At 69.7% G+C, this 21873-nt stretch carries 18 protein-coding genes; 9 read left to right on the top strand and 9 right to left on the bottom strand.

The genetic code is table 11. From position 1 onward, the window contains the following. Positions 1 to 10: 10 nt before the first annotated feature. Complete coding sequence (locus tag K3888_RS16330; protein ID WP_230931339.1) at positions 11 to 1315, bottom strand: sensor histidine kinase; 1305 nt, start codon at positions 1313 to 1315, stop codon at positions 11 to 13. A gap of 149 nt (positions 1316 to 1464) precedes the next feature. On the opposite strand from K3888_RS16330, the gene K3888_RS16325 reads away from it, so the two are divergent. Together K3888_RS16325 and K3888_RS16320 are read left to right on the top strand one after the other, a co-directional pair. Beyond that, entirely contained in the window at positions 1465 to 2166 is a 702-nt protein-coding gene (locus K3888_RS16325) for a phospholipase (RefSeq protein ID WP_230931338.1), read from the top strand. Further along, the gene (locus tag K3888_RS16320; RefSeq protein WP_230931337.1) at positions 2163 to 3026 is read left to right on the top strand and encodes an alpha/beta-hydrolase family protein; all 864 of its coding nucleotides are present in this window, start codon (positions 2163 to 2165) and stop codon (positions 3024 to 3026) included. Before K3888_RS16325 ends, K3888_RS16320 begins: the two co-directional genes overlap by 4 nt. Positions 3027 to 3069: 43 nt before the next feature. Here the strand turns inward: K3888_RS16320 and K3888_RS16315 are convergent, their stop codons facing one another. From K3888_RS16315 to infC, 5 genes are all read right to left on the bottom strand, one after another. Next, positions 3070 to 4731 (bottom strand): ABC-F family ATP-binding cassette domain-containing protein, encoded by a 1662-nt coding sequence (locus K3888_RS16315; protein ID WP_230931336.1) that lies wholly within the window; start codon positions 4729 to 4731, stop codon positions 3070 to 3072. Next, positions 4731 to 5588, bottom strand: a complete 858-nt coding sequence (locus tag K3888_RS16310) for a TrmH family RNA methyltransferase (protein ID WP_230931335.1) — start codon at positions 5586 to 5588, stop codon at positions 4731 to 4733. The genes K3888_RS16315 and K3888_RS16310 overlap by 1 nt, the downstream gene beginning before the upstream one ends. Before the next feature lie 10 nt (positions 5589 to 5598). Beyond that, positions 5599 to 5979, bottom strand: a complete 381-nt coding sequence (gene rplT, locus K3888_RS16305) for a 50S ribosomal protein L20 (RefSeq protein WP_182632080.1) — start codon at positions 5977 to 5979, stop codon at positions 5599 to 5601. 70 nt (positions 5980 to 6049) lie between these two features. Beyond that, positions 6050 to 6244: a 50S ribosomal protein L35 gene (gene rpmI / locus K3888_RS16300; protein ID WP_007630819.1), complete on the bottom strand. Its 195-nt coding sequence runs from the start codon at positions 6242 to 6244 to the stop codon at positions 6050 to 6052. A gap of 101 nt (positions 6245 to 6345) precedes the next feature. Further along, complete coding sequence (infC, locus tag K3888_RS16295) at positions 6346 to 6969, bottom strand: translation initiation factor IF-3 (protein ID WP_230931334.1); 624 nt, start codon at positions 6967 to 6969, stop codon at positions 6346 to 6348. A gap of 321 nt (positions 6970 to 7290) precedes the next feature. Here infC and K3888_RS16290 point away from each other — a divergent pair, with 321 nt between their 5' ends. After that, the gene (locus tag K3888_RS16290; RefSeq protein ID WP_230931333.1) at positions 7291 to 7689 is read left to right on the top strand and encodes a DUF1844 domain-containing protein; all 399 of its coding nucleotides are present in this window, start codon (positions 7291 to 7293) and stop codon (positions 7687 to 7689) included. Between the two features lie 83 nt (positions 7690 to 7772). On the opposite strand, the gene uvrA is transcribed toward K3888_RS16290, so the two are convergent. Continuing rightward, on the bottom strand, positions 7773 to 10841 hold the full coding sequence (gene uvrA / locus K3888_RS16285) for an excinuclease ABC subunit UvrA (protein WP_230931332.1): 3069 nt from the start codon (positions 10839 to 10841) through the stop codon (positions 7773 to 7775). Positions 10842 to 10977: 136 nt separating this feature from the next. On the opposite strand from uvrA, the gene K3888_RS16280 reads away from it, so the two are divergent. From K3888_RS16280 to K3888_RS16265, 4 genes are all read left to right on the top strand, one after another. Further along, the gene (locus K3888_RS16280) at positions 10978 to 11679 is read left to right on the top strand and encodes an MBL fold metallo-hydrolase (RefSeq protein WP_230931331.1); all 702 of its coding nucleotides are present in this window, start codon (positions 10978 to 10980) and stop codon (positions 11677 to 11679) included. A gap of 216 nt (positions 11680 to 11895) precedes the next feature. Further along, positions 11896 to 12945, top strand: a complete 1050-nt coding sequence (locus K3888_RS16275) for a DoxX family protein (protein ID WP_230931330.1) — start codon at positions 11896 to 11898, stop codon at positions 12943 to 12945. A 142-nt stretch (positions 12946 to 13087) separates the two neighbouring features. After that, positions 13088 to 15523 carry a HelD family protein gene (locus K3888_RS16270; RefSeq protein ID WP_230931329.1) on the top strand — a complete coding sequence of 812 codons (2436 nt, stop codon included), beginning with the start codon at positions 13088 to 13090 and terminating at the stop codon, positions 15521 to 15523. After that, positions 15520 to 15942, top strand: coding sequence for a DUF732 domain-containing protein (locus K3888_RS16265; RefSeq protein ID WP_230931328.1), 423 nt, complete (start codon positions 15520 to 15522; stop codon positions 15940 to 15942). Before K3888_RS16270 ends, K3888_RS16265 begins: the two co-directional genes overlap by 4 nt. Before the next feature lie 86 nt (positions 15943 to 16028). On the opposite strand, the gene K3888_RS16260 is transcribed toward K3888_RS16265, so the two are convergent. Both K3888_RS16260 and uvrB read right to left on the bottom strand, forming a co-directional pair. Continuing rightward, entirely contained in the window at positions 16029 to 16478 is a 450-nt protein-coding gene (locus K3888_RS16260) for a universal stress protein (protein WP_230931327.1), read from the bottom strand. 93 nt (positions 16479 to 16571) lie between these two features. Next, complete coding sequence (gene uvrB, locus K3888_RS16255; protein ID WP_230931326.1) at positions 16572 to 18701, bottom strand: excinuclease ABC subunit UvrB; 2130 nt, start codon at positions 18699 to 18701, stop codon at positions 16572 to 16574. 121 nt (positions 18702 to 18822) lie between these two features. Between uvrB and K3888_RS16250 the strand changes: the two genes are divergently transcribed. Continuing rightward, positions 18823 to 20244 (top strand): glycoside hydrolase family 183 protein, encoded by a 1422-nt coding sequence (locus K3888_RS16250; RefSeq protein WP_308282012.1) that lies wholly within the window; start codon positions 18823 to 18825, stop codon positions 20242 to 20244. Between the two features lie 3 nt (positions 20245 to 20247). After that, on the top strand, positions 20248 to 21843 hold the full coding sequence (locus tag K3888_RS16245) for a glycoside hydrolase family 183 protein (protein ID WP_230931325.1): 1596 nt from the start codon (positions 20248 to 20250) through the stop codon (positions 21841 to 21843). Positions 21844 to 21873: the final 30 nt, after the last annotated feature.

The raw sequence follows: 21873 nt of genomic DNA, 5'->3' as shown, positions 1-21873 counted from the left end.
AGGGATCAGCCTAGACGCGACCGGGTCCGCGTCCCGGGCCCCGTCCCGTCCCGTCCCTGAGCGGAACCGTCGCGGTGACGGTGAAGCCACCGTCGGAAGCCGGGAGAGCCGCGAACGCCCCGCCGACGGCCCGGACCCGGGCGGACATCCCCGCGATCCCGGACCCGCCGCCCTCACCGGGTGCGACGAGGGCGCCCGGCGCCGCCGGGCCGCTGTCCACCTCGAGGGTCACCGCGGGTGGCGCCCCGTCCGCGTCGACCGTGGAGACCGCGAGGGAGACGACGACGAGCCCGCCCGGCGCATGGCGGGCGGCATTGGCCAGACTCTCCTGGAGCACGCGGTGCAGGACCACGCCGGCGGTCTCGTCGATCGTGTCCATCTGCCCACCCAGCTGCCAGGTGATGTCGACGCCCGAGCGGCGTGCGGCGCGGAGGGTGGGCTCGATCTGCGCGACCCCGACGGGTTCTACCATCGGGTTCTCCGCGTCTGTGCGCAGCACCCCCAGAAGGCCCCGCACCTCGTCGAGCGCCGCGCGGGCCGTCTCGGCGATCGAGTCGAACTCGGCGTGGGCGGCCGGCGTGACGCCCTGGAGTCGGTACGGCGCCGACTGGGACTGGACCACGATCATGGACATCTGGTGGGCCACCACATCGTGCAGATCCCGCGCGAGGTGGTTGCGTTCCTCGGCCAGCAAGCGCAGTTCGGACTGCCGGAGGGTCCGCTCGGACTCTCGTGCCAGGCGCAGGTTCGAGTTCTCCAGCTGGCGGCGCGATACCGCCAGCCACCGCACGAGGAGTACCACCGCCGAGAAGACCGCGGCCCCGATCATCCAGCCCACGGACACCTCCGCGCCGGGGTTGAGCGCCATGAGCAGGATGGTCACCCCGACCGCGACCGCGACCCGCACCGGTCGTTCGACGAGGATCACCGCGGCCAGACACACGGCCAGCGCGAGATGGAACACGACCGGCCAGCCCAGGGCGAATGTCGACTCGGCCCGCAGCGGCACCGACACCGCACACGCAACGGCGACCGCACCCCAGGCGAGGAGCGGCGCACGGCGCGCCATCGCCACCGGGAGAGCCCCCAGCGCGGCGATGATCGGCACGAGCACCGTCCACGCCGAGTGGGTGATGAAGTAGGTGGGCCAGGCCACCGCGAAGAAGACGAGCGCGAGCACGACGAGGGCGAGGTCCCCCGCGTGAGGTCGCAGCACGCCGACGAGGCCGGCACGGCGATCCCGGGCGCGGGCCTCCACCGTGCGGGGCCCCGCGTTGTCGGGTTCGGCGGTGCGCCGGTCGTCTTCTGATCGCATGGCCATGACGGTATGCGCGACGCCGTACCCGGGCATCCCTCTGCGGAGTGACTTCGCCGTCCCCCGAGCGGGCTACCCCCGAAGAGTGACCTCGAGATCACCTCCGGAGGGGATCCGCCCGGCGGGTCGGTGTTCCTAATTTCGCCCTCATGACCCCACCTCCGAAGCACCCGAACCCGCCCGCCGTCCCGCACACCTCGAACCGGCCGGCCGGTGACCACCGCTCGGGCACCGCGAGCCGGTCCCGCGGACCGGGGTCCCGCGCCGTTGCCGGTGTAGGTGCGGCGGTGGCGGGCGTCGTCGTCATCGGGTTCTTCGCCGGTACCGTCGCCGGGGCCGCACCGGCGCCCGCGGCCCCGGGCCACGCCGCGCACACCGATCTCACTCGCCCGCACGGCACCGACGCCGACGCCGACACCGGCAAAGACAGCGATACGGCGATCGCCGCCCTGGCCGCCGCGCGGAAGATCGCGGACGGCACCCCTGGCGCCGACATGGTGGTCCCCGCCGTGGCCTTCGACCTCGGCTACGAACCGGTGGTGGAGCAGGCGTCGGCCGCCAAGCGCACAGGCGACTGCTCGTCCCCGGTGCCGCTCCCGCGATCGTTCGAACCCGCCTGCCGCGTACACGACCTGGGCTACGACCTTCTGCGCGTGGCGCACCGACACCGGGTCCCGATCCCACCCGGGCTCCGGTCCGACCTCGACGCCCTCCTCGCGCGGCAGCTGCACGACTCGTGCGAGGGTCGCACGGCGTGCACGGTGATGGCGGACATCGCCCACGCGGCCGTCCAGCTCAACACCGTGCGCCAGAGGCACGGTGCGCCCGTCGAGGAAACGCTGCCGTGGTGACCCGGGTCGTCGCACGGGTCACGTTGTACGCCGTGATCGCGTACGCGCTGGTCGGCGCGCTGGGGTCCGCCCTGTGGTGGGCACTCGACTCGGGGCCGTTGGCAGCTGATCCTCGGCTCGTCCTGAACGACCGGGCCGCGTCGTCGGCCATCCGCGTATACGGCGACCACCCCGGCCTCGATCCGGGCCACGCGGCGCGGCTGACCACCGACGCCCTCGTCGGCGCCGGCGGATTCGACCGGTCCGTCCTGCTGGTGACCATCCCCACCGGATCGGGGTGGGTGGACCCGGCGCAGGTGACGGCGATCGAGGACTGGTCCGGGGGTGACGTGGCGACGGTGGCGATGCGTTATTCGTCCGCGCCCTCGGCGGCCGTGTACTCGCTCCGGCCGGAGTTGGCGGCCGACTCCGCGCACGCGATCCTCGCCGAGATCACGTCGCGGCTCCGTGCACTCCCCCACGACGACCGTCCGAGACTGGTGGTCCACGGGTTGAGCCTGGGGGCGCAGGCCGGAGTGGCGGCGCTGCGTGACCCCGCGGTCGCCGGTCTCGTCGACGTCGCACTCTGGCAGGGTCGTCCCGGGTCGGCAACGATGGCCACGGCATCAGCGGCACCGTCTGCGGCAGCGGCGCCCTCCGCGGCACCTCCGGCCGGATCCGAACCGTTGGCCCGCTGCACGGTCAGCGAGGTCAATCCCGACGACCCGGTCGCTGAGCTCGGTCGGGACCTCCTCCGCAACCCGGTGCGGGCTCTCCGTGTGCTCTCCGCACTTCCGGGGTCCGACTCCGCGGACCCGGGGATCGGGCACCGCTACCGGCCGGTCCTCCCGCCCTCGGGGTGTGTCTCGCCCGGCCTCTGACCGGCGGCTGTCTCAGCTCACAAGCCTTCCGCCCGCCGCCGGGTCAGCGTTGCTCGCGAACGGTGCCCGCGTCCACCAGGAGCTCACGAGTCGATCGGAAGGCATCACGCATACGTCGGTCATGGGTCACGAGCAGGACCGTGCCGTCGAAGGTCTCGACCGCCTCCTCGAGCTGCTCGATGGCGGGCAGGTCCAGGTGGTTGGTGGGCTCGTCCAGCACCAGCAGATTCACGCCGCGGTGCTGCAGGAGAGCCAGCGCCGCACGGGTCCGCTCGCCCGGTGAGAGTGAATCGCACAGTCGCGACACGTGCTCGCCGCCGAGTCCGAACTTGGCGAGCAGCGTCCGGGCCTCGGTGGGGTCGGCCCCGTCCGGGTCAGCAGCGGCGCAGAAGACGTCGAGGAGCCCCTCCGGGCCGGCGAACGCGGCGCGCGCCTGATCGACCCGCCCCGCCTCGACGGAGGAGCCGAGGGTGACCCGCCCGGACCCCGGCGCGCGATCGCCCAGGACAAGCGAGAGCAGTGTCGACTTTCCGGACCCGTTGGCGCCGCTGATGAGGACCCGGTCGCCGGCATCGATCTGCAGCGTCACCGGGCCCAGCACGAAGTCGCCCTGTCGGGCGAGCGCCTCGTCGAGCACGGCCACCACCGAGCCGGAACGCGGTGCCGACGCGATCTCCATCCGCAGCTCCCACTCCTTGCGGGGCTCGGCCACCACCTCGAGCCGCTCCATGGCCCGCTCGGACTGCGAGATCTTGGCCGCCTGCTTCTCCGATCGCTGCCCGGCCCGGTTGCGGATGTGCTTGTCGCGCTCGGCATCCCTACCACCGGATTTACGCATCGTGTTGCGCACGCCCTTGTCCAGCCACGTCTTCTGCGTCTGGATGCGATCGGCGAGCTGATCGACCCGCCCTGCATACTCCTCATACGCCTCGCGGGCGCGCTGACGGGCCAGCGCCCGCTCGGTCAGATACGACTCGTACCCGCCGTCGAACACGGTGATCTGTCGCTGCGCGGCATCGAGCTCGACGATCCCCGTGACGCAGCGGGCGAGGAACTCACGGTCATGACTGACCACGACCATCGGCCGCCGCTCGGATCGCATGAACTCCTCGAGCACGTCGAGTCCCGCCAGGTCGAGGTCGTTGGTCGGCTCGTCCAACAGCAGGATTTCGTACTGACTGAGCAGTACCGCCGCGAGGTTGACCCGGGCCGCCTGCCCACCGGACAGCGCCGCGACCGGTAGGCCCAGAACCTGCTCCTCGAGCCCGAGTCGTGCAGCCACAACCGGGATCCGCTCGTCGAGGTCGCCGCCTCCGAGCGCCAGCCATCGCTCGAGGGCATCCCCGTAGGCCTCGGCGGCCACGTCCGACTCCGCCATCTGCTCGGCCAAACCGTCCATGAGCGTCCGGGCTCGCGCCACACCGGTGACCCGATGCAGGAGTGAACGGACGAGCTCGTCGTCGTCGCTCTCCACCTCCTGGCGCAACACACCGACGGTCGCCTCCGGTGGACTCACGGTGATCCGACCGGACATCTCCGCATCGGGAGCACCGGCGAGCGCGTGGAGCAGCGTGGATTTACCGGCACCGTTGGGGCCGGTCAGTCCCCAGACGTCACCGGCGGAGACGACGAGATCGAGTCCGTCGAAGAGCGTTCGTGCACCGCGGGTGGCCCCGACCCCGCGTGCCGTCAACGTGGCCGTCACTACCCGGCGCCCTGCAGACGGGCGCTGGTGTGGAGGCAGATCGAGGCGGCGGTGACGATGTTCAGGCTCTCCGCTCGCCCTCGGATCGGGATGCGGACCCGCACGTCGGCGGCCGCGGCCAGCGCAGCGGGCACCCCGTGCGCCTCATTGCCGAAGATCCAGGCGGTCGGGCGCGACAGGATCTCGTCGGCGCGCTCGATGTTCACCTCGCCGTCGGCGGTCGCCACGGCGATCTGCAACCCGCTGGCGTGGGCGCGCGCAGCCAACCCCGACTCGGCGATGCCCCGCACGATCGGTAGATGGAAAAGACTCCCCGCGGAGGCGCGGACCGCCTTGGGGTTCTCGGGATCCACCGAGCCCTCGGTGAGCCATACCGCGTCGGCGCCGAGCGCATCCGAGACGCGGACGAGCGTGCCGACGTTGCCGGGTTCGGCCAGGGCCTGCCCGATCGCCACGAGTCGTGCCGGGTGCGGCCCCGCGGTGTCGGCCGGATCCTGCCCGGATTCGACGACGAGGGTCCGACACAGCGCGACGATCCCGGACGGCGTCACGGTATCCGCGAGGGACCGCATCGCCCGCGCGGTCACCATGGAGACCCGAACCCCGCGTCCGCGGGCCGTGTCGATGAGGGCGGCGAACCGATCGGCAGCGTCCTCGTCGCAGAAGACCTCCAGCGCACGGTCGGTCGCCAGGGCCGCCTCGACCGAGTTCGCGCCCTCCGCGAGGAAGCGGCCGACCTTACGTCTGGATGCCGCCCGGTGGAGCTTCGACGCAGAAACGACCCGCGGGGTCCGTTCGGTGAACGGATCCGCGGGTCGTTTCTGCGTGCCCTGCTCGGGCGAGGTGTGATGCGTCAATTCGCGGACGTCAGGCCGCCGGGGCGTTGACGTCGGCCGGGAGGGCCTTGCGGGCGACCTCGACCAGCGCCGTGAAGGCGGCCGGGTCGGTGACGGCGAGATCGGCGAGGACCTTGCGGTCGACCTCGACGCCGGCGAGCTTGAGGCCCTGGACGAAGCGGTTGTACGTCATGTCGTTGGCGCGGGCCGCCGCGTTGATGCGCGAGATCCACAGCTTGCGGAAGTCGCCCTTGCGCTGGCGACGATCGCGGTAGCTGTAGTTCATCGAGTGGAGCATCTGCTCCTTGGCCTTGCGGTACAGCCGCGAACGCTGCCCGCGGTAGCCCTTGGTGGACTCGAGTACGGTCCGACGCTTCTTCTGGCCGTTGACGGCCCTCTTCACGCGTGCCACTGGTCAATCCTCACTGGTCTGGGGTGGCCACCTGCTGCGGTGACCGAAAGTTCTACGTATGGGAAGAGGCTCAGAGCCCGAGGAGCCGCTTGATGCGGGGCACGTCGGCCGGGGCGACGTCCGTGCGGCCGTCGAGACGACGGGTGCGCTTGGTGGGCTTCTTCTCCATGATGTGGCGGCGGTTGGCCTGCTGGCGGACCAGCTTGCCGGTTCCGGTCTTCCGGAAACGCTTGGCGGTGCCCTTGTGGGTCTTCATCTTCGGCATGATCGGTCTTCCTCACATGGTTCGTCCCGGGACCCGGTGGGGTCTCGGGGGGCGGACGGCGGACGTCCGGGGTCTGGTTGGGCGTTTCAGAGCCGGGCGGACTACTCCGAAGCGGGGTCGGTGACCTTCGAGTCCTGCGCCTTGGCGCGGGTCTTCGCGCCGCGATGGGGGGCCACGACCATCGTCATGTTGCGGCCGTCCTGCTTGGCGCTGGTCTCGACGTATCCGTAGTCGGTGATGTCGTCCGCGAGCCGCTGCAGCAGACGGAACCCGAGCTCGGGCCGCGACTGCTCACGGCCGCGGAACATGATCGTGACCTTGACCTTGGAGCCCTTCTCCAGGAAACGGACGACGTTCCCCTTCTTGGTCTCGTAGTCATGCGTGTCGATCTTCGGACGGAGCTTCTGCTCCTTCACGACGGTCTGCTGCTGGTTCTTCCGGGCCTCGCGTTCCTTCTGCGCGGCCTCGTACTTGAACTTGCCGTAGTCCATGATCTTGCAGACCGGCGGACGGGCGTTGGGCGCGACCTCGACGAGGTCCAGATCGGCCTCCAGGGCCAGACGAAGTGCATCCTCGACGCGAACGATCCCCACCTGCTCGCCCCCGGGGCCGACGAGTCGGACTTCGGGGACACGGATTCGTTCGTTGATACGTGCTTCGGCGCTGATGGGCCCTCCTCGGTAGTAACGGTGCGTGTGTGCTGTCGACCACTCGCGTGATCGCACCTGCGCCCTCGAGGGACCCCGGCCGCCCCGACGAACGTCGGGAAAACCGAGAAAGGCCCCACGGTACGAATACCCGGGGCCTCTCACTCCTCACCCTCGTCGAAGACACGTCTGCCATACTTCGCAGACCCCTCGGCGGGGGTGGTGACCATCAAACAACCTACTGGCGTCGGATGGTGGGAGATCAGGCTCCTCTTGGACGATGGACCCCGTTGCCTAACGGGATCCCACAGTCGAGGTACAGACTACCAGGTTCGGCGGGGACCCCCAAACCGGTGCCCGTGCACGCGCGACCGGGCCGTCCGTGGGACAGTATTCGCCATGACCACCGACCAGCCAGCATCCGCCGACCAGGCCTCGGACAGCCCCCTCGAGGAGCACGTCGATGCCCGTGAGGTCGAGATCGTCGATCTGGCCGACGTCTCCGCTCAGGAAGTCATCTTCCGGTCCATCGTCGTTCTCATGAGCGCGGCCGCGGAGAAGCTCGGACTCTCCGACGATGAGCCGACGGCCAGTGCCCACCTCGATCTCGACGAGGCCCGCAAGCTCGTCACCGCCCTGGCCGGCCTCGTCGCCGGATCCGCCGAGCACCTCGGCCCGCAGGCGAGCGTGGTGCGCGACGGTCTGCAGGGCCTACAGCGCGCCTTCCGCGAGGCCAGCGCCTACCCCGATCCGCCCGGCGAGGGACCCGGGGAGAAGTTCACCGGCCCCGTCTACTAACTCACCCCTCGCGGGTTCGTGAACCCGCCCACGCACGTCAGGGCCGCCCCGGGACAGAAACGCTCCGGGGCGGCCCTTGCGTGTCAGCGAAGCGACCTGGCCTTGCGCGCGGCCTTGGCCGCGGTCTTCTGCGCCGGGGTCTTCTGCCCTGCCGACTTCGTTGAAGTGGACTTCTCGGGTGTCGCGTTGGCCGCGGACTTTTTCGCCGCGGTCTTGGCCGGGGCCTTCTTGGCCGCCGGCTTCGTGGCCGGGCCCGGTGCTGAATCACCCGCTGCGTCCTCACCGTTCGGCGATCCGGCGGGCAGGATCTCGGCGAGGAAGCGCCCGGTGTGACTCTCCGGCACCCGCGCCACCTGTTCAGGCGTGCCCTCGGCGACCACCATTCCGCCGCCTGCACCACCCTCGGGCCCCATGTCGATAACCCAGTCGGCGCTCTTGATGACATCGAGGTTGTGCTCGATGACGATCACCGTGTTGCCCTTGTCCACCAGCCCCTGGATGACCAGGAGAAGCTTGGTGATGTCCTCGAAGTGCAGGCCCGTGGTGGGCTCGTCGAGGATATAGACGGTCCGTCCGCTGGATCGCTTCTGCAGCTCGGCGGCGAGCTTGACGCGTTGCGCCTCGCCGCCGGACAGTGTGGGTGCGGACTGACCGAGCCGCACGTATCCCAGACCGACCTGGGTGAGCGTCTTGAGGTAGCGGTGGATCGAGGTGATGGGCTCGAAGAACTCACAGGCCTCCTCGATCGGCATGTCCAACACCTCGGCGATGGTCTTGCCCTTGTAGTGCACCTCGAGGGTCTCGCGGTTGTACCGCGCTCCGTGGCAGACCTCGCACGGGACGTAGACGTCCGGCAGGAAGTTCATCTCGATCTTCAACGTGCCGTCGCCCTGGCACGCCTCGCAGCGGCCGCCCTTGACGTTGAACGAGAACCGCCCCTGCTTGTAGCCCCGGACCTTGGCCTCGGTGGTGGCGGCGAAAAGGGTGCGGATCTTGTCGAACACGCCCGTGTAGGTGGCCGGGTTGGACCGGGGCGTCCGGCCGATCGGCGACTGGTCCACCTGCACCAACTTGTCGAAGGACTCCACGCCGTCGATCCCGGAGTGCCTCCCCGGGACCTGCCGGGCCCGGTTGAGCTGGTTGGCCAGCGCCGTCGCGAGGATGTCGTTGACCAGGGTCGACTTGCCCGATCCGGATACTCCCGTGACCGCACACAGCACGCCGCCGGGGAACACCACGTCCACGTTCCTGAGGTTGTTCTCGCGGGCGCCACGCACCCGCAACTGCTTGTCCGGATCGCGTTCACGGCGAGACTGCGGGAGCGCGATGGAGCGTCGACCGGCGAGGTAGTCACCGGTGAGTGATTCGGTGTTGGCCAGCAGCCCCTCGTAGTCACCGGAGTGGACGACCCGGCCACCGTGCTCGCCGGCGAGAGGTCCGATATCGACGATCCAGTCGGCGGCCCTGATCGTGTCCTCGTCGTGTTCGACCACCAGGAGGGTGTTCCCGAGGTCCCTCAGACGCACCAGGGTGTCGATGAGGCGTCGGTTGTCGCGCTGGTGGAGCCCGATGGACGGCTCGTCGAGCACGTAGAGCACCCCCGCCAGACCCGAACCGATCTGGGTGGCCAGCCGGATGCGCTGTGCCTCGCCGCCCGACAGGCTTCCGGCAACGCGGTCGAGCGACAGGTAGTCCAGCCCGACGTCGAGCAGGAAGCCCATGCGCGCCTGGATCTCCTTGAGCACGCGGCCGGCGATCATGGCCTGCCGGGCGTTCAGTTCGAGCCCGTCGAGGAAGGCTGCGCAGTCCGCGACGGACATCCTGCTGATGTCGGCGATCGAGCGCTCGTGCCCGCCGTGACCGCTCAGGGTCACCGCGAGGATCTCGGGCTTGAGACGGGTGCCCTCGCACGCGGGACACGGCACCTCGCGCATGTAGCCCTGGTACCGCTCCTTCTGCGACTCCGATTCGGTCTGCTCGAGCCGGCGCTTGAGGAACGACATGACGCCCTCGAACTTGGCGTCGTACGTCCGCACCCGCCCGTAGCGGTTGCGGTAGCGCACGCGGACCTTGGTCGAGGCACCGCCGAGAACGGCCTTACGCACCTTCGCGGGCAGGTCCTGCCACGGGGTGCGGAGATCGAAACCCATGTCGTCAGCAAGTCCGGTCAGGAGTTGCTGGAAGTAGTCCGCGCTCTGGCCGCCCGCCCACGGGGCGATCGCACCGTCCGCGAGAGAGACCTCCGGATCGGGTACCACCAGGTCCGGATCGACCTCGAGGTGCGATCCGAGACCGTCACACACCGGGCACGCACCGTACGGCGAGTTGAACGAGAACGCCCGGGGCTCCATGTCGTCCAGGGCGATGGGGTGACCGTTGGGGCAGGCCATGTGCTCGGAGAAGCGCCGACGCCGGCCCGAGTCCGATTCCTCGAGATCCACGTAGTCGATCACGATCACACCGTCCGCGAGGCCGAGCGCGGTCTCCACGGAATCGGTGAGCCGCTGCCGTGCGGACGGCTTGGCGGCGAGACGGTCCACCACCACCTCGATGTCGTGCTTCTCCTGCTTCTTCAGCGTCGGGGGCTCCGCGAGGGTGTGCAGTTCCCCGTCCACCCGGACGCGGCTGTACCCGTCCGCGGCGAGCTGGGCGAAGAGGTCCACGAACTCGCCCTTGCGTGTACGGACCACCGGCGCCAGGACCTGGAAGCGGACGCCCTCCTCGCCCTCCAGGATCTGGTCGACGATCTGCTGGGGAGTCTGCCGCGACACCTCCTCACCACAGGTGGGACAGTGCGGGACGCCGGCCCGGGCGTACAGCAACCGGAGATAGTCGTACACCTCGGTGATGGTGCCGACGGTCGAGCGCGGGTTCCGGTTGGTGGACTTCTGGTCGATCGACACCGCCGGGGAGAGGCCCTCGATGAAGTCGACATCCGGCTTGTCCATCTGGCCGAGGAACATCCGCGCATACGCCGAGAGGGACTCGACATAGCGCCGCTGCCCCTCCGCGAAGATCGTGTCGAACGCCAGCGAGGATTTGCCCGACCCCGACAGACCGGTGAACACGATCAACGCCTCTCGGGGGACGTCGATATCCACGCCCTTGAGGTTGTGCTCACGCGCGCCGCGGACGACCAGCCGGTCCACCATGGGGGTTCTCCTTCCGGGGGGAGGTCGCCACATTGCCGTACGTGCAGCATGGCCGCCGTTCCCGCACACGAAGGTACCAACGTCGTCCGACATGTTTCCGGTCCCCGACCACCGGCGGCGTCGGTAGCCTGCAGCTATGTCGACTTCCACCACGCCAATCCCTGACCGAATCACCCTCACCGAGGGTTACACCGGCCGTCTCGACGGCCGTCTCACCGGCGAGCGCTGGACCGTGGGTCCTGCCCGCCTGACCAAGATCTCCGTCGGCGAGATGGACAACAACGTGTACATCGTCGAGTCGGTCGCGACGGGCGACGTCCTCCTCGTCGACGCGGCCAACGACGCGCCTCAGCTGGTCGCCCACCTGCGTGAGCACGCCCCGTCGCTCAAGGAGGTGCTCACGACCCACCTGCACGCCGACCACTGGATCGGGCTCGCGGAGACGGTGGAGGCGCTCGGTCTCACCACCATCGCCTCCCCTGGTGACGCCGGGTCGATCGACATACCCACCGATCGTCATGCGTCCCATGGGGATCAGCTCACCGTCGGCGATCTGCGGCTCGAGGTGATCGGGTTGCGCGGGCACACCCCGGACGGCATCGCCCTGCTGCTGAGGACGGACGAGGGCACCCACCTGATCTCGGGTGATTCGCTGTTCCCCGGCGGCCCGGGCAAGACCGGCTCACCGGAGGACTTCGACCGTCTCATGAGCGACCTGGAGTCGCGGGTGTTCGCTGTGCTCGAGGACGACGTGGTGGTCCACCCCGGGCACGGCGACGACACCACCGTGGGGGCCGAGCGCCCGCACCTGGCCGAGTGGCGGGACCGCGGCTGGTGACGGGAGAAGGAGATCGGTGATCGCCGCTCCAGCTGCCCGACCGAACCGTCGCGGCGACCATTTCCGAATCGTTATCAATCCCACTCGTCACACGATTCCCGCAGCCCAACCCCTGTCGGGCGTCGTCGACACCGACCCGGGATGACGCGATCGGAGGCGCCGCACCCGAGTTCGCACTAGGTTCGAGCACGCACTCCCACTGATTCAGGAGGAACGATGATCCGACGACTCGCACGACCAATGCTCGCCTCGGTTTTCGTCATCGACGGCATCGAGACGTTGCGTAACCCCCAGACCCATGTCGCCGATGCGGCTCCGCTGGTCGACCAGGCCACCCCGCTGGTGGAGAAGGGGGAGCAGGCGGTCAACGAGCGCGTCAACACGACCGTGCCGCCCGTCCCCAAGGACACCGAGACCCTCGTCAAGGCACTCGCCGGGGTCAAGATCGGCGCGGGCGCTCTCTTCGCCCTGGGCAAGGCGCCGCGGTTGTCGGCCCTCGCCCTGACCGCGTCACATGTGCCCTCGACGGTCAGTCGTCACGCGTTCTGGACGGAGTCCGATCCGGCGGCGCGCAGCCGTAAGACGACCGGCCTGGCAACCGATGTCGCACTGCTCGGCGCACTGCTGATCGCCTCCGCCGACACCGCCGGCCAGCCGGGGCTGGCCTGGCGCGCCGGCAAGGCCAGGGACAAGGTCGCGGCCAGGTTGCCCGGGGCGAAGGCGGAGGCCCTCACCGCCGGCTCGGCTGTCGCCGGGGTGGCGCACACCGTGGCCGACCAGGCGCGCGACGCGGCCGACACCGTCCGCGACAAGGCGCCCGAGGTGGCCGAACAGGTTCGCGAGCGTGCCCCCGAGGTGGCCGAGCAGGTTCGTGACCAGGCGTCGGGCATCGCCGGACTGGTGAAGTCCAAGGCCCCGGTCATCGCCGCTCAGGTGCGCGACCGCGTCGCCGATGCCCGCGAGCAGGTCGCCCCGTACGCGGCAGAGGCACGAGAGCGCGCCACCACCGCCGCACACCTCGCCGCGGAGGAGGCCGGACCGCTCGCCGCGCAGGCGCGTGACCGCGCCGGGTCCGTGGCGGCGAACGTGGCCGACCGGGTCGAGGAGATCGACACCTCGGCCGTACGCAAGACCGCAAAGGACGCCCGCAAGGCGGCCGAGAAGCGGGGCGGCAAGACCGAGAAGCGTGCCCGCAAGGCCGGCGCCGACGCCCGGAAGAAGAGCGACAAACTTCGCAAGAAGGCGGCCCGGGCCATCGCGCCCTGACGCCACCCCGGCCCACCCTGGGCCGCCCGGGTCCAGTGACGACCCCGCCCGTCGACGGGCGGGGTCGTCGTCGTCGGTCCTGTCGCGAATACCGGTAGCCTGGACGTCCTGCCCAGAGCCGTCCACCAGGGAAGGAGCGCCCGTGACGGGAAACGATGCCCTCGCCGAGGAGCAAGAACACCTCGGTCGACTCCTCGACCGGCTCGAGGAGTTGCGCAAGGACACCCGCGCGCGGCTCGACGCCGTTCTCCGCGGGACGGGAGGGACGCCCCAGGCCCGATCCGAGCGCGAGTCGTTCGCCCGCCTGTACTCGTCGGAGCTCGCGTCCTTCAACGCCGCCAACCTGGGCCTGTACTTCGGGCGCCTGGACATGGAGGACGGCGAGGTCCGCCGGATCGGCCGCGTGGGACTGAGGGACGACGACGAGGACCTCACGACGCTTCTCCTCGACTGGCGCGCCGACCACAGCCGACCCTTCTACCTGGCCACGACGGCCCGCCCGGAGGGGGCCCACAGGCGGCGCCATCTGCGCACGATCGGCCGCCGGGTGATCGGCGTGCACGATGAGTTCCTCACCGCCCCGGTTGACGGCGACGTGCCGGAGGACCACGACGACGTGGTGGGCGAGTCCGCGTTGCTCGAGGCGCTGGACGCCGCCCGTTCCGGCCACATGACGGACATCGTCGCCACCATCCAGCGCGAGCAGGACGAGATCATCCGTAACCCGCACTCCGGCGTTTTGGTGGTCCAGGGCGGCCCCGGCACCGGGAAGACCGCCGTGGCGCTCCATCGCGCCGCCTACCTGCTCTACACCCATCGCCAGCGGCTGGACCGCAGCGGTGTGCTCATCGTGGGCCCGAACCCACGGTTCCTCGACTACATCGCCCGCGTCCTCCCGTCCCTCGGCGAGTCGGGGGTCGTGCTGCGGACTCTCGGGGACCTCTACCCCGGGGTCCGGGCGACCGGTCCCGAGTCCCTACGGGGCGAAGAGGTCAAGGGCTCGGAGGCGATAGTCGACATCCTCAGGGCCGCGGTGCGGTCACGCCAGCTCGCCCCCGCGGACGAGGTGGAGGTCCACGTCGACGGCCACCGGCTGGTCCTGGAACCGGCGACGGTCCGCGCCGCGCGCGGCCGGGCCCGGATGACGCGCCGCCCGCACAATCAGGCGCGGGACGCGTTCGCGACGCGGATCACGGAGGCACTGACCGAGCAGTACATGGCCGCGCTGACCGATCCCGTGGGTGACGCGGAGGACGAGGCGTGGGCACCCCGGGGCGACGGCCTGGGCGATCTGGGCGATCCGGCCCGTCCCCTGCTGGACGCCGAGGACCGGGCCGCACTCCGGACGGAGGTCGAGGAGTCCGTCGAGGTGGGCGAGGCCATCGACGAGTGGTGGCCGGTACTGCGACCCGAGCGGCTTCTCGCGGAGCTCCTGTCGAGTCGTGAGCGGATCACCGAGGCCGCCGGCGACTATGTGGCAGAGGACCAGGAGGCGCTGTTCCGCGAGGACGGTTACGCCTTCTCGGTGGCCGACGTCCCGCTGTTGGACGAGCTGGCGGAGCTCCTCGGCGACGACCCGTCGGAGGAGGGCACCGAGGCCGATCGCGCGTGGGCCGAGCAGGTCCGTCAGGCGGAGGAGGCACTCGAGATCCTCACCGGTTCCGCGGTCCAGGACATCGAGGACGATCTCGACCCCGAGGTGCTCATGGCGTACGACGTGGTGGATGCGGAGTCGCTGGCCCGTCGGCACAGCGCGGATTCCGATCTCACCGTCGCGGACCGCGCCGGTGCTGACCGGACGTGGGCGTTCGGGCACGTGATCATCGACGAGGCGCAGGAGCTGTCGGCGATGGCGTGGCGCACTCTCATGCGCCGCTCCCCCAATCGCTGGATGACCCTGGTGGGCGATGTGGCCCAGACGTCGAGCCCGGCGGGTATCGACTCGTGGGGCGACGCGCTGTCGCCGTATGTGGACGACCGGTGGGTGCTGTGCGAGCTCACCGTCAACTACCGGACCCCGGCGACCGTGTCGGCTGTGGCCGAGGCGTTGCTCGCCGAGATCGACCCCGCGGCGACGTCGCCGCGTCCGGTCCGTCAGGGCCGGCACCCGGTGGAGTGGGCGGAACCGGACGCCGCGTCGTTGGTGGATCTGGTGGTGGAGCGGGTCACCGCCGTATCGCCCGAGCGGGCGGTGGCGGTGGTGGTCCCGGACGGGAACGAGTACGACGACGACAACGGCGTCCACTCGGAGGACGGTCACGGCACCGCCGACGGTGGTCGTGTGAACGATTCCGCCGCGTCGACCGGTTATCCGGATCTACGCGAGGCGGTTGAGCGCGCCCGCCCGGGCACGTCCGTGTTGCCGCTGGCGTTGGCCAAGGGGCTCGAGTTCGACGTGGTGGTGGTGATCGATCCCGAACAGATCCTGGCACGCTCGCCACAGGGTCTCCAGGACCTCTACGTGGGTACGACCCGGGCGACGCAGGAGCTGGTCCTGGCCCAGCCAGGAGGTTTCGGCCCCCTGCTCACGGAGGTCCGGGACACGCTGGCCGGCAGCAGAGAGGAACTCACCGCATGAGGTCCGTTCCGGATCGCGCCCGGGTGCTGCCGGCCCTCCTCGTCCTCGCGGTGGCCGCCGGCGGGTGCGGGCAGACGGCCGAGGAGGCCTCGGAGACCGCCACCGACTCCCCCACCTCCGTGAAAGCGAACAGCGCGCAGGCAACTGCGGATCCCGCACCGGAGACGAGGACCGACGCCGAGCAGGCGTTCCTCGACGATCTCGCGGAGTTCGGGCTGCCGACCGGCATGAGCGCCGAAACCACTGTCGAGGTGGGGATCGGGATCTGCGAGAACACAGCGGAAGGTGTCGACACCGAGACCATTCTCGACCAGATCCGCCCCCTCAGCAGCGCGATCGCCACGCAGAGCAGGGACCAGGACACCGACCGGGTCGGTCGCACCATCGTGGAGGCCAGCCGGGCCCACCTCTGCGACTGATCCGGCCGGCCGCGATTCAAGCCGAGCGCCCCGCCCCCGGAGTACCGTGCCGGACGGTGCCCGCGGTTCCCTGGCCGGGCGTGCTGCTAGGTGGTGTGGACGATGAGCACGTCGCAGGTGGCGCGTCGCGCGGCGTCTGCGGGCACCGAACCCAGGAGCCGACCGGTGAGCGAGTTGAGACCCTTGTTGCCCACGACCAGTAGGTCGGCGCCGGTCTCCTCCGCCAGGGAGATGAGCGACTCGACCGGGGCCCCCTTGACGGTGCGCACCTCGATTTCGGTGGCGCCGGCGGCGTGGGCCCTGTCCTTGGCGCCGCGGACGATGTCCTCGGCGGGATTGTCGCCACGGATCTGGTAGGCGTCCTCGCCCATCTGATCCGCCACCTGGCTGACCGACCGCTGATCGGCCGGCACGTACGCGCAGGCCACCACCAGGGTCGCGGACGCGTCGGCCGCCAGAACCGCGGCACGTTCGACCGCACGGTACGACGACTCGGACCCGTCCGTCCCCACGATCACCTTGGTGTAGGCGCTCATTCTCAGTCCTCTCCTAGGGAACACGTTTCATCCAGCGTAGACGGCAGAGACCGCCACCGTAGGGGGTAAGCGTGTCACATCACAGGTGAGGTATCACTCGATACCGGCCTCGCGCATGCCCTTGAGTTCCTTACGGAGCTCGGCGATCTCGTCCCGGAGGCGTCCGGCCAGCTCAAACCGCAGATCTGTAGCCGCAGAAACCATCTGCTCGGTCATCTCCTCGATGAGCTTCTCCAGCTCCTGCCGGGGACGGGCGGCATCGCCCACCGCGCGGGCGCCGACGAGTTCGGGGCGCTCCTGGACATCGCCCGTCAGGGGCCGATCCTCCCCGACCCGATCGAGGATGTCGGCGATCTTCTTACGCAGCGGCTGCGGGTCGATCCCGTGCTCGGCGTTGTAGGCGAGTTGCTTCTCGCGGCGCCGATCGGTCTCCTCCATCGCGTGCTTCATGGAGTCGGTGATCCGGTCCGCGTACATGTGGACCTCGCCGGAGACGTTTCGCGCCGCACGACCGATGGTCTGGATGAGCGAGGTGCTCGACCGGAGGAAGCCCTCCTTGTCCGCGTCGAGGATCGCCACCAGCGAAACCTCCGGCAGGTCGAGCCCCTCGCGGAGGAGGTTGATGCCCACCAGCACGTCGTACTCGCCGCGCCGCAGATCACGCAGCAGCTCCACGCGCTGCAGCGTGTCGATCTCCGAGTGCAGGTAGCGCACGCGAACGCCCAGTTCGAGCAGGTAGTCGGTGAGATCCTCGGCCATCTTCTTGGTCAGCGTGGTGACCAGCACCCGCTCGTCGCGTTCGGCGCGCGCCCGGATCTCCCCCACCAGGTCATCGATCTGGCCCTGTGTCGGCTTGACCACCACCTTCGGGTCGACCAGCCCGGTCGGACGAATCACCTGCTCGACGAACTCGCCGCCGGTCTGCCCCATCTCGTAGTTGCCCGGCGTGGCGGACAGGTAGACGGTCTGCCCCACCCGCTCGGAGAACTCCTCCCAGGTGAGCGGCCGGTTGTCCAACGCGGACGGCAGCCGGAACCCGAAGTCCACGAGATTGCGCTTGCGGGAGGCGTCGCCCTCGTACATCGCCCCGATCTGGGGGACGGTCACATGGGACTCGTCGATCACCGTGAGGAAATCCTCCGGGAAATAGTCGATCAGCGTCGCCGGCGAACTGCCCGCCGCGCGCCCGTCGATGTGCCGCGAGTAGTTCTCGATGCCGGAGCAGAAGCCGACCTGCTGCATCATCTCGATGTCGTAGGTGGTGCGCATGCGCAGCCGCTGGGCCTCGAGCAGCTTGCCCTGGTTCTCCAGTTCCGCGAGCCGCCCCTCCAGTTCCTCCTCGATGGAGGCGATCGCCTTGGCCATGCGCTCCGGACCCGCGACGTAGTGGGTGGCCGGGAAGATGCGCACCTCGTCGACCTTGCGCACCACGTCCCCGGTGAGCGGGTGGATGTAGTACAGGGCGTCGACCTCGTCGCCGAAGAACTCGATGCGGACGGCGAGTTCCTCGTAGGTGGGGATGATGTCGACGGTGTCGCCCTTGGCCCGGAACGTCCCGCGCGTCATGGAGACGTCGTTACGCTCGTACTGCACGTCCACGAGGAGCCGGAGCAGCTGGTCGCGGTCGACCTCCTGCCCCACCGACAGCGCCACTGAGCGGTCGAGGTAGGACTGCGGGGTGCCCAGGCCGTAGATACAGGAGACGGAACTGACGACGACGACGTCGCGGCGAGACAACAGCGAGGACGTGGCCGAGTGCCGGAGCCGCTCCACATCGTCGTTGATGGAGGAGTCCTTCTCGATGAAGGTGTCCGTCTGGGCGATGTACGCCTCGGGTTGGTAGTAGTCGTAGTACGACACGAAGTACTCGACCGCGTTGTTGGGCAGCATCTCCCTCAACTCGTTGGCGAGCTGCGCCGCGAGCGTCTTGTTGGGGGCCATCACCAGTGTCGGTCGCTGCACCTGCTCGATGAGCCACGCCGTGGTGGCGGACTTGCCGGTACCGGTCGCGCCGAGCAGGACCGTATCCCGCTCACCCCGGCCCAGCCGCTCGGCCAGCTCCGTGATCGCCGTGGGTTGGTCGCCCGACGGCGTGAACTCGCTGACCACCTCGAAGCGGTCCGTACTGCGCTCGATATCGCCGATCGGACGGAACTCCGAGTAAGACAGGACAGTCGGGTCGACGGGGATCCCGTCGTCGGGGATCTCGGTCGCGAAAGCCATGACATCCAGGATACGAGCCTGCGACGCGTCCCGCTCGTCTAGTGTTTACGCCTCCACCGCCCGCATCGCCGCCCGGTCCATGAATCGGCGTGAATCGTGCTCGTCCGTATGGAGTCGCCCTGTGATCAATGAACCTCGTCGTCGTCATACTTCCCACCGCCCCGGACACCGCATCGGGCGCCGACCCGCGGCGATGGCCACCGCCACCGCCCTCGCGGCAGGGACCCTCTCACTCGCCGCGCCGATCGCGGCCGCAGCCCCCTGCGACCCCTGGCCGCCGTCGGGCACTGGCGGGGGCGGCTCGAGCAGCCTCGGCGGTTCGTCCGCGGCGCCGTCGAACCCCGCCACCCCGTGGCACAACGGCGAGTCGGGGTACATCCCCGTGCTGGAGGGCCGCACCACCACCGTCGAGCTCCTGACCGGGCCCACCAGCCCCAACGACACCGTGGACCGCTTCGCGATCACCGGCACCGACCTGGGCATCCTCTGGGAGAACGGCAACGCCCGGGGGAAGAATCAGGTGCACATGGCGCTCGGCGACACCATGGGCGACTGCAGCGTCGACGGCGACCAGTGGCGCAGTAACATCCTCTTCCGCTCCTCGGACCGCGACCTGTCCGATGGCATGCGCATCGACGACGCCCCGATGGAACGCGCGGGCATGGCCAAGTCGATCCTGCCCCGCCAGAACGTCCCGGGTGAGACCACGGTGATCCCGACCGCGGGCGTCGCCGTGGGGACGACCCAGTACGTGCGCTACATGTCCGTGCGCGCGTGGGGCGCACCCGGCGAGTGGACCACCAACTACTCGGCCCTGGCAAAGTCCACCGACAACGGCGAGAACTGGACCGAGGTCGCCGGCACCGCTCGTACGGGGACAGGCGATCCGGCGCTGGTCCCGCCCGCTCTCGGGGAACCGCACTCCGCACACACCGCCGGGCAGATGAGCGCCTTTCTCAAAGACGACGGGCACGTCTACGAGTACCTGACCCCGTCGGGCCGCAACGGCTCGGCGATCCTCGCCCGCGTCGACGAGGCGTCGATCGAGGACATGGACGCCTACGAATTCTGGGACGGCACCGGCTGGGTGACGGATCAGGACGCCGCGAAGGTGGTGCTCGACGGCCGGGTGAGCGAACTGTCGGTCTCCTGGAGTGAGCACCTCGGACAGTTCATCTCCCTGTACACCGACCACAACAACGACGTCGTGATGCGCCGGGCGGCGACGCCCGAGGGACCGTGGTCGGGCAGGGACATCCTCCTGTCGTACGACCATCTCCCCACCCTGTACGGGGCGTTCGCGCACCCCTGGAGTCCCGCGATCAAGACGAACGGGGATGATCTGTATTTCACGCTGTCCACGTGGGATGCCTACAACGTCTTCCTCATGAAGACGGATCTCGATGAGCTCCCCGCGCGGACGGCGCCGTCCGCGGCGGCCCGCATGCGCGCCGCCGACGACAGCTGGACCCGCGACACCCCCGACCCCGCAGACACCGGCGAGACCGTTCTCGTCGACAGAATCCCCCTCCCGGAGGCCTAGTACATGACCCGCCCCCTCACCCCCTCCCTCGCCCGGCGCCTCGCCTCGGCCGCCGCTGCCACCGTGACCGCGGCCGCCACCGTGACGGTCGTCAGCACACTCGGCGCGGGCACGGCCGACGCCGGACCCTGCAGCGAGATGTTCGGCAACTTCGGCTCGCTACTCGAACACCGGACCGGCGCGGGGATGGCCACCGGCTCCCTCGGGTCGCTCGGTTCAACCGGCGACTCCGGGTTCCTGGGCTCGGCTTCCGGGTCGATGGGGTCAGCGGACCGGTCCGGGTCGCTCGTGCAGGAGCTCGAGACCGGCTCGGTCGGCAACGGTCTCTCCGGGTCGCTCGATCCGCTCGTGGGCTCCGTCTACGGGATGCCGCCGTGGATCACCGGAGAGGAGGGCACCGTGCCCGTCCTCCGCGGCCCCACCCAGTTCCTGCAGCTGGTCACCGGCCCGACCAGTCCCACCGAGTCCATCGCCAAGTACGGGGTCGGGGGAACCGACCTGGGCATCATGTGGGACAACGGCGACGCCGACGATCGCGAGATCCTCATGGCCTTCGGCGACACCATGGGCGACTGCTCCGTGCCCGGCAACCAGTGGCGCTCCAACGTCCTGTTCCGCTCCGGCGACGCCGTGCTGGACGATGGCATCACCATCGACTCCGCCGCGATGAATCCCGACGGGCTCGCCAAGTCGATCGTGCCGCGGGCCGACCAGCCCGGCGAGGTGACGATCATCCCCACCGCGGGCATCTCCGTCAACGGGGTGCAGTACCTGCGCTACATGTCGGTGGCGCACTGGGGACAGCCGGGATCGTGGACGACGAACTACTCGGGCATCGCCTACTCCACCGACAACGGCGAGAACTGGACCCCCGTGCCCGAGATGGCCCGGCCGATCACCGACGCGGTGCCGGTCGGCGACGGCGCACCCGCCGTCGACAGCTCCTGGCGCGGCGCACAGATGAGCTCGTTCGTCAAGGGCGAGGACGACGACTACCTGTACGAGTATCTGACGCCCTCGGGCCGGCAGGGCGCGGTGATCCTGGCGCGGGTGGCGACGGGCGACTCCCCCACCGCTGCCGAACTCGGCGACGACGACCTCACCGACGACACACTTCTCACGGGCGTGCTCGATCCGGCGGGTTACGACTACTGGGACGGGGACGCGGAGGCGTGGGTGTCCGACATCGAGGACGCCACGGTCGTGATGCCCGCCCCCGCCAGCGAGCTGTCGACCATGTGGAACGAGCACCTGGGAAAGTACACGGCAATGTACTCCAAGGGGTTCGACTCGATCGTCATGCGCACCGCGGACCGCCCGGAGGGGCCGTGGAGCGAGACGACCGCCCTGATCGATTACTCGATGCTGCCGGGCGTATACGGGGGTTTCATGCACCCGTGGGCGCAAGGTGAAGATCTGTACTACCTGGTCACCACCTGGAACGCGTACAACGTGTTCCTCGTGCGCACCGACCTGAACGAGCTGTTCCCGGCCCCCTCCGCTCTGCGGTCCGCGAGGGCCGCGTCGCCCGCACAGTCCGAGGTCGTACGACAGGTTCCGGTCTCCGAACTGGTGAACGGGGTAGTCCCGACCGAGTGATCCGACGATGCTCTGAAGGCCCGGCGACAG

Origin of the sequence: Dietzia aurantiaca (assembly GCF_021033825.1) — a bacterium.
GTDB lineage: Bacteria > Actinomycetota > Actinomycetes > Mycobacteriales > Mycobacteriaceae > Dietzia > Dietzia aurantiaca.
The sequence above is the reverse complement of the archived record's forward strand: the minus strand, read 5'-3'. Positions and strand labels throughout refer to the sequence as shown.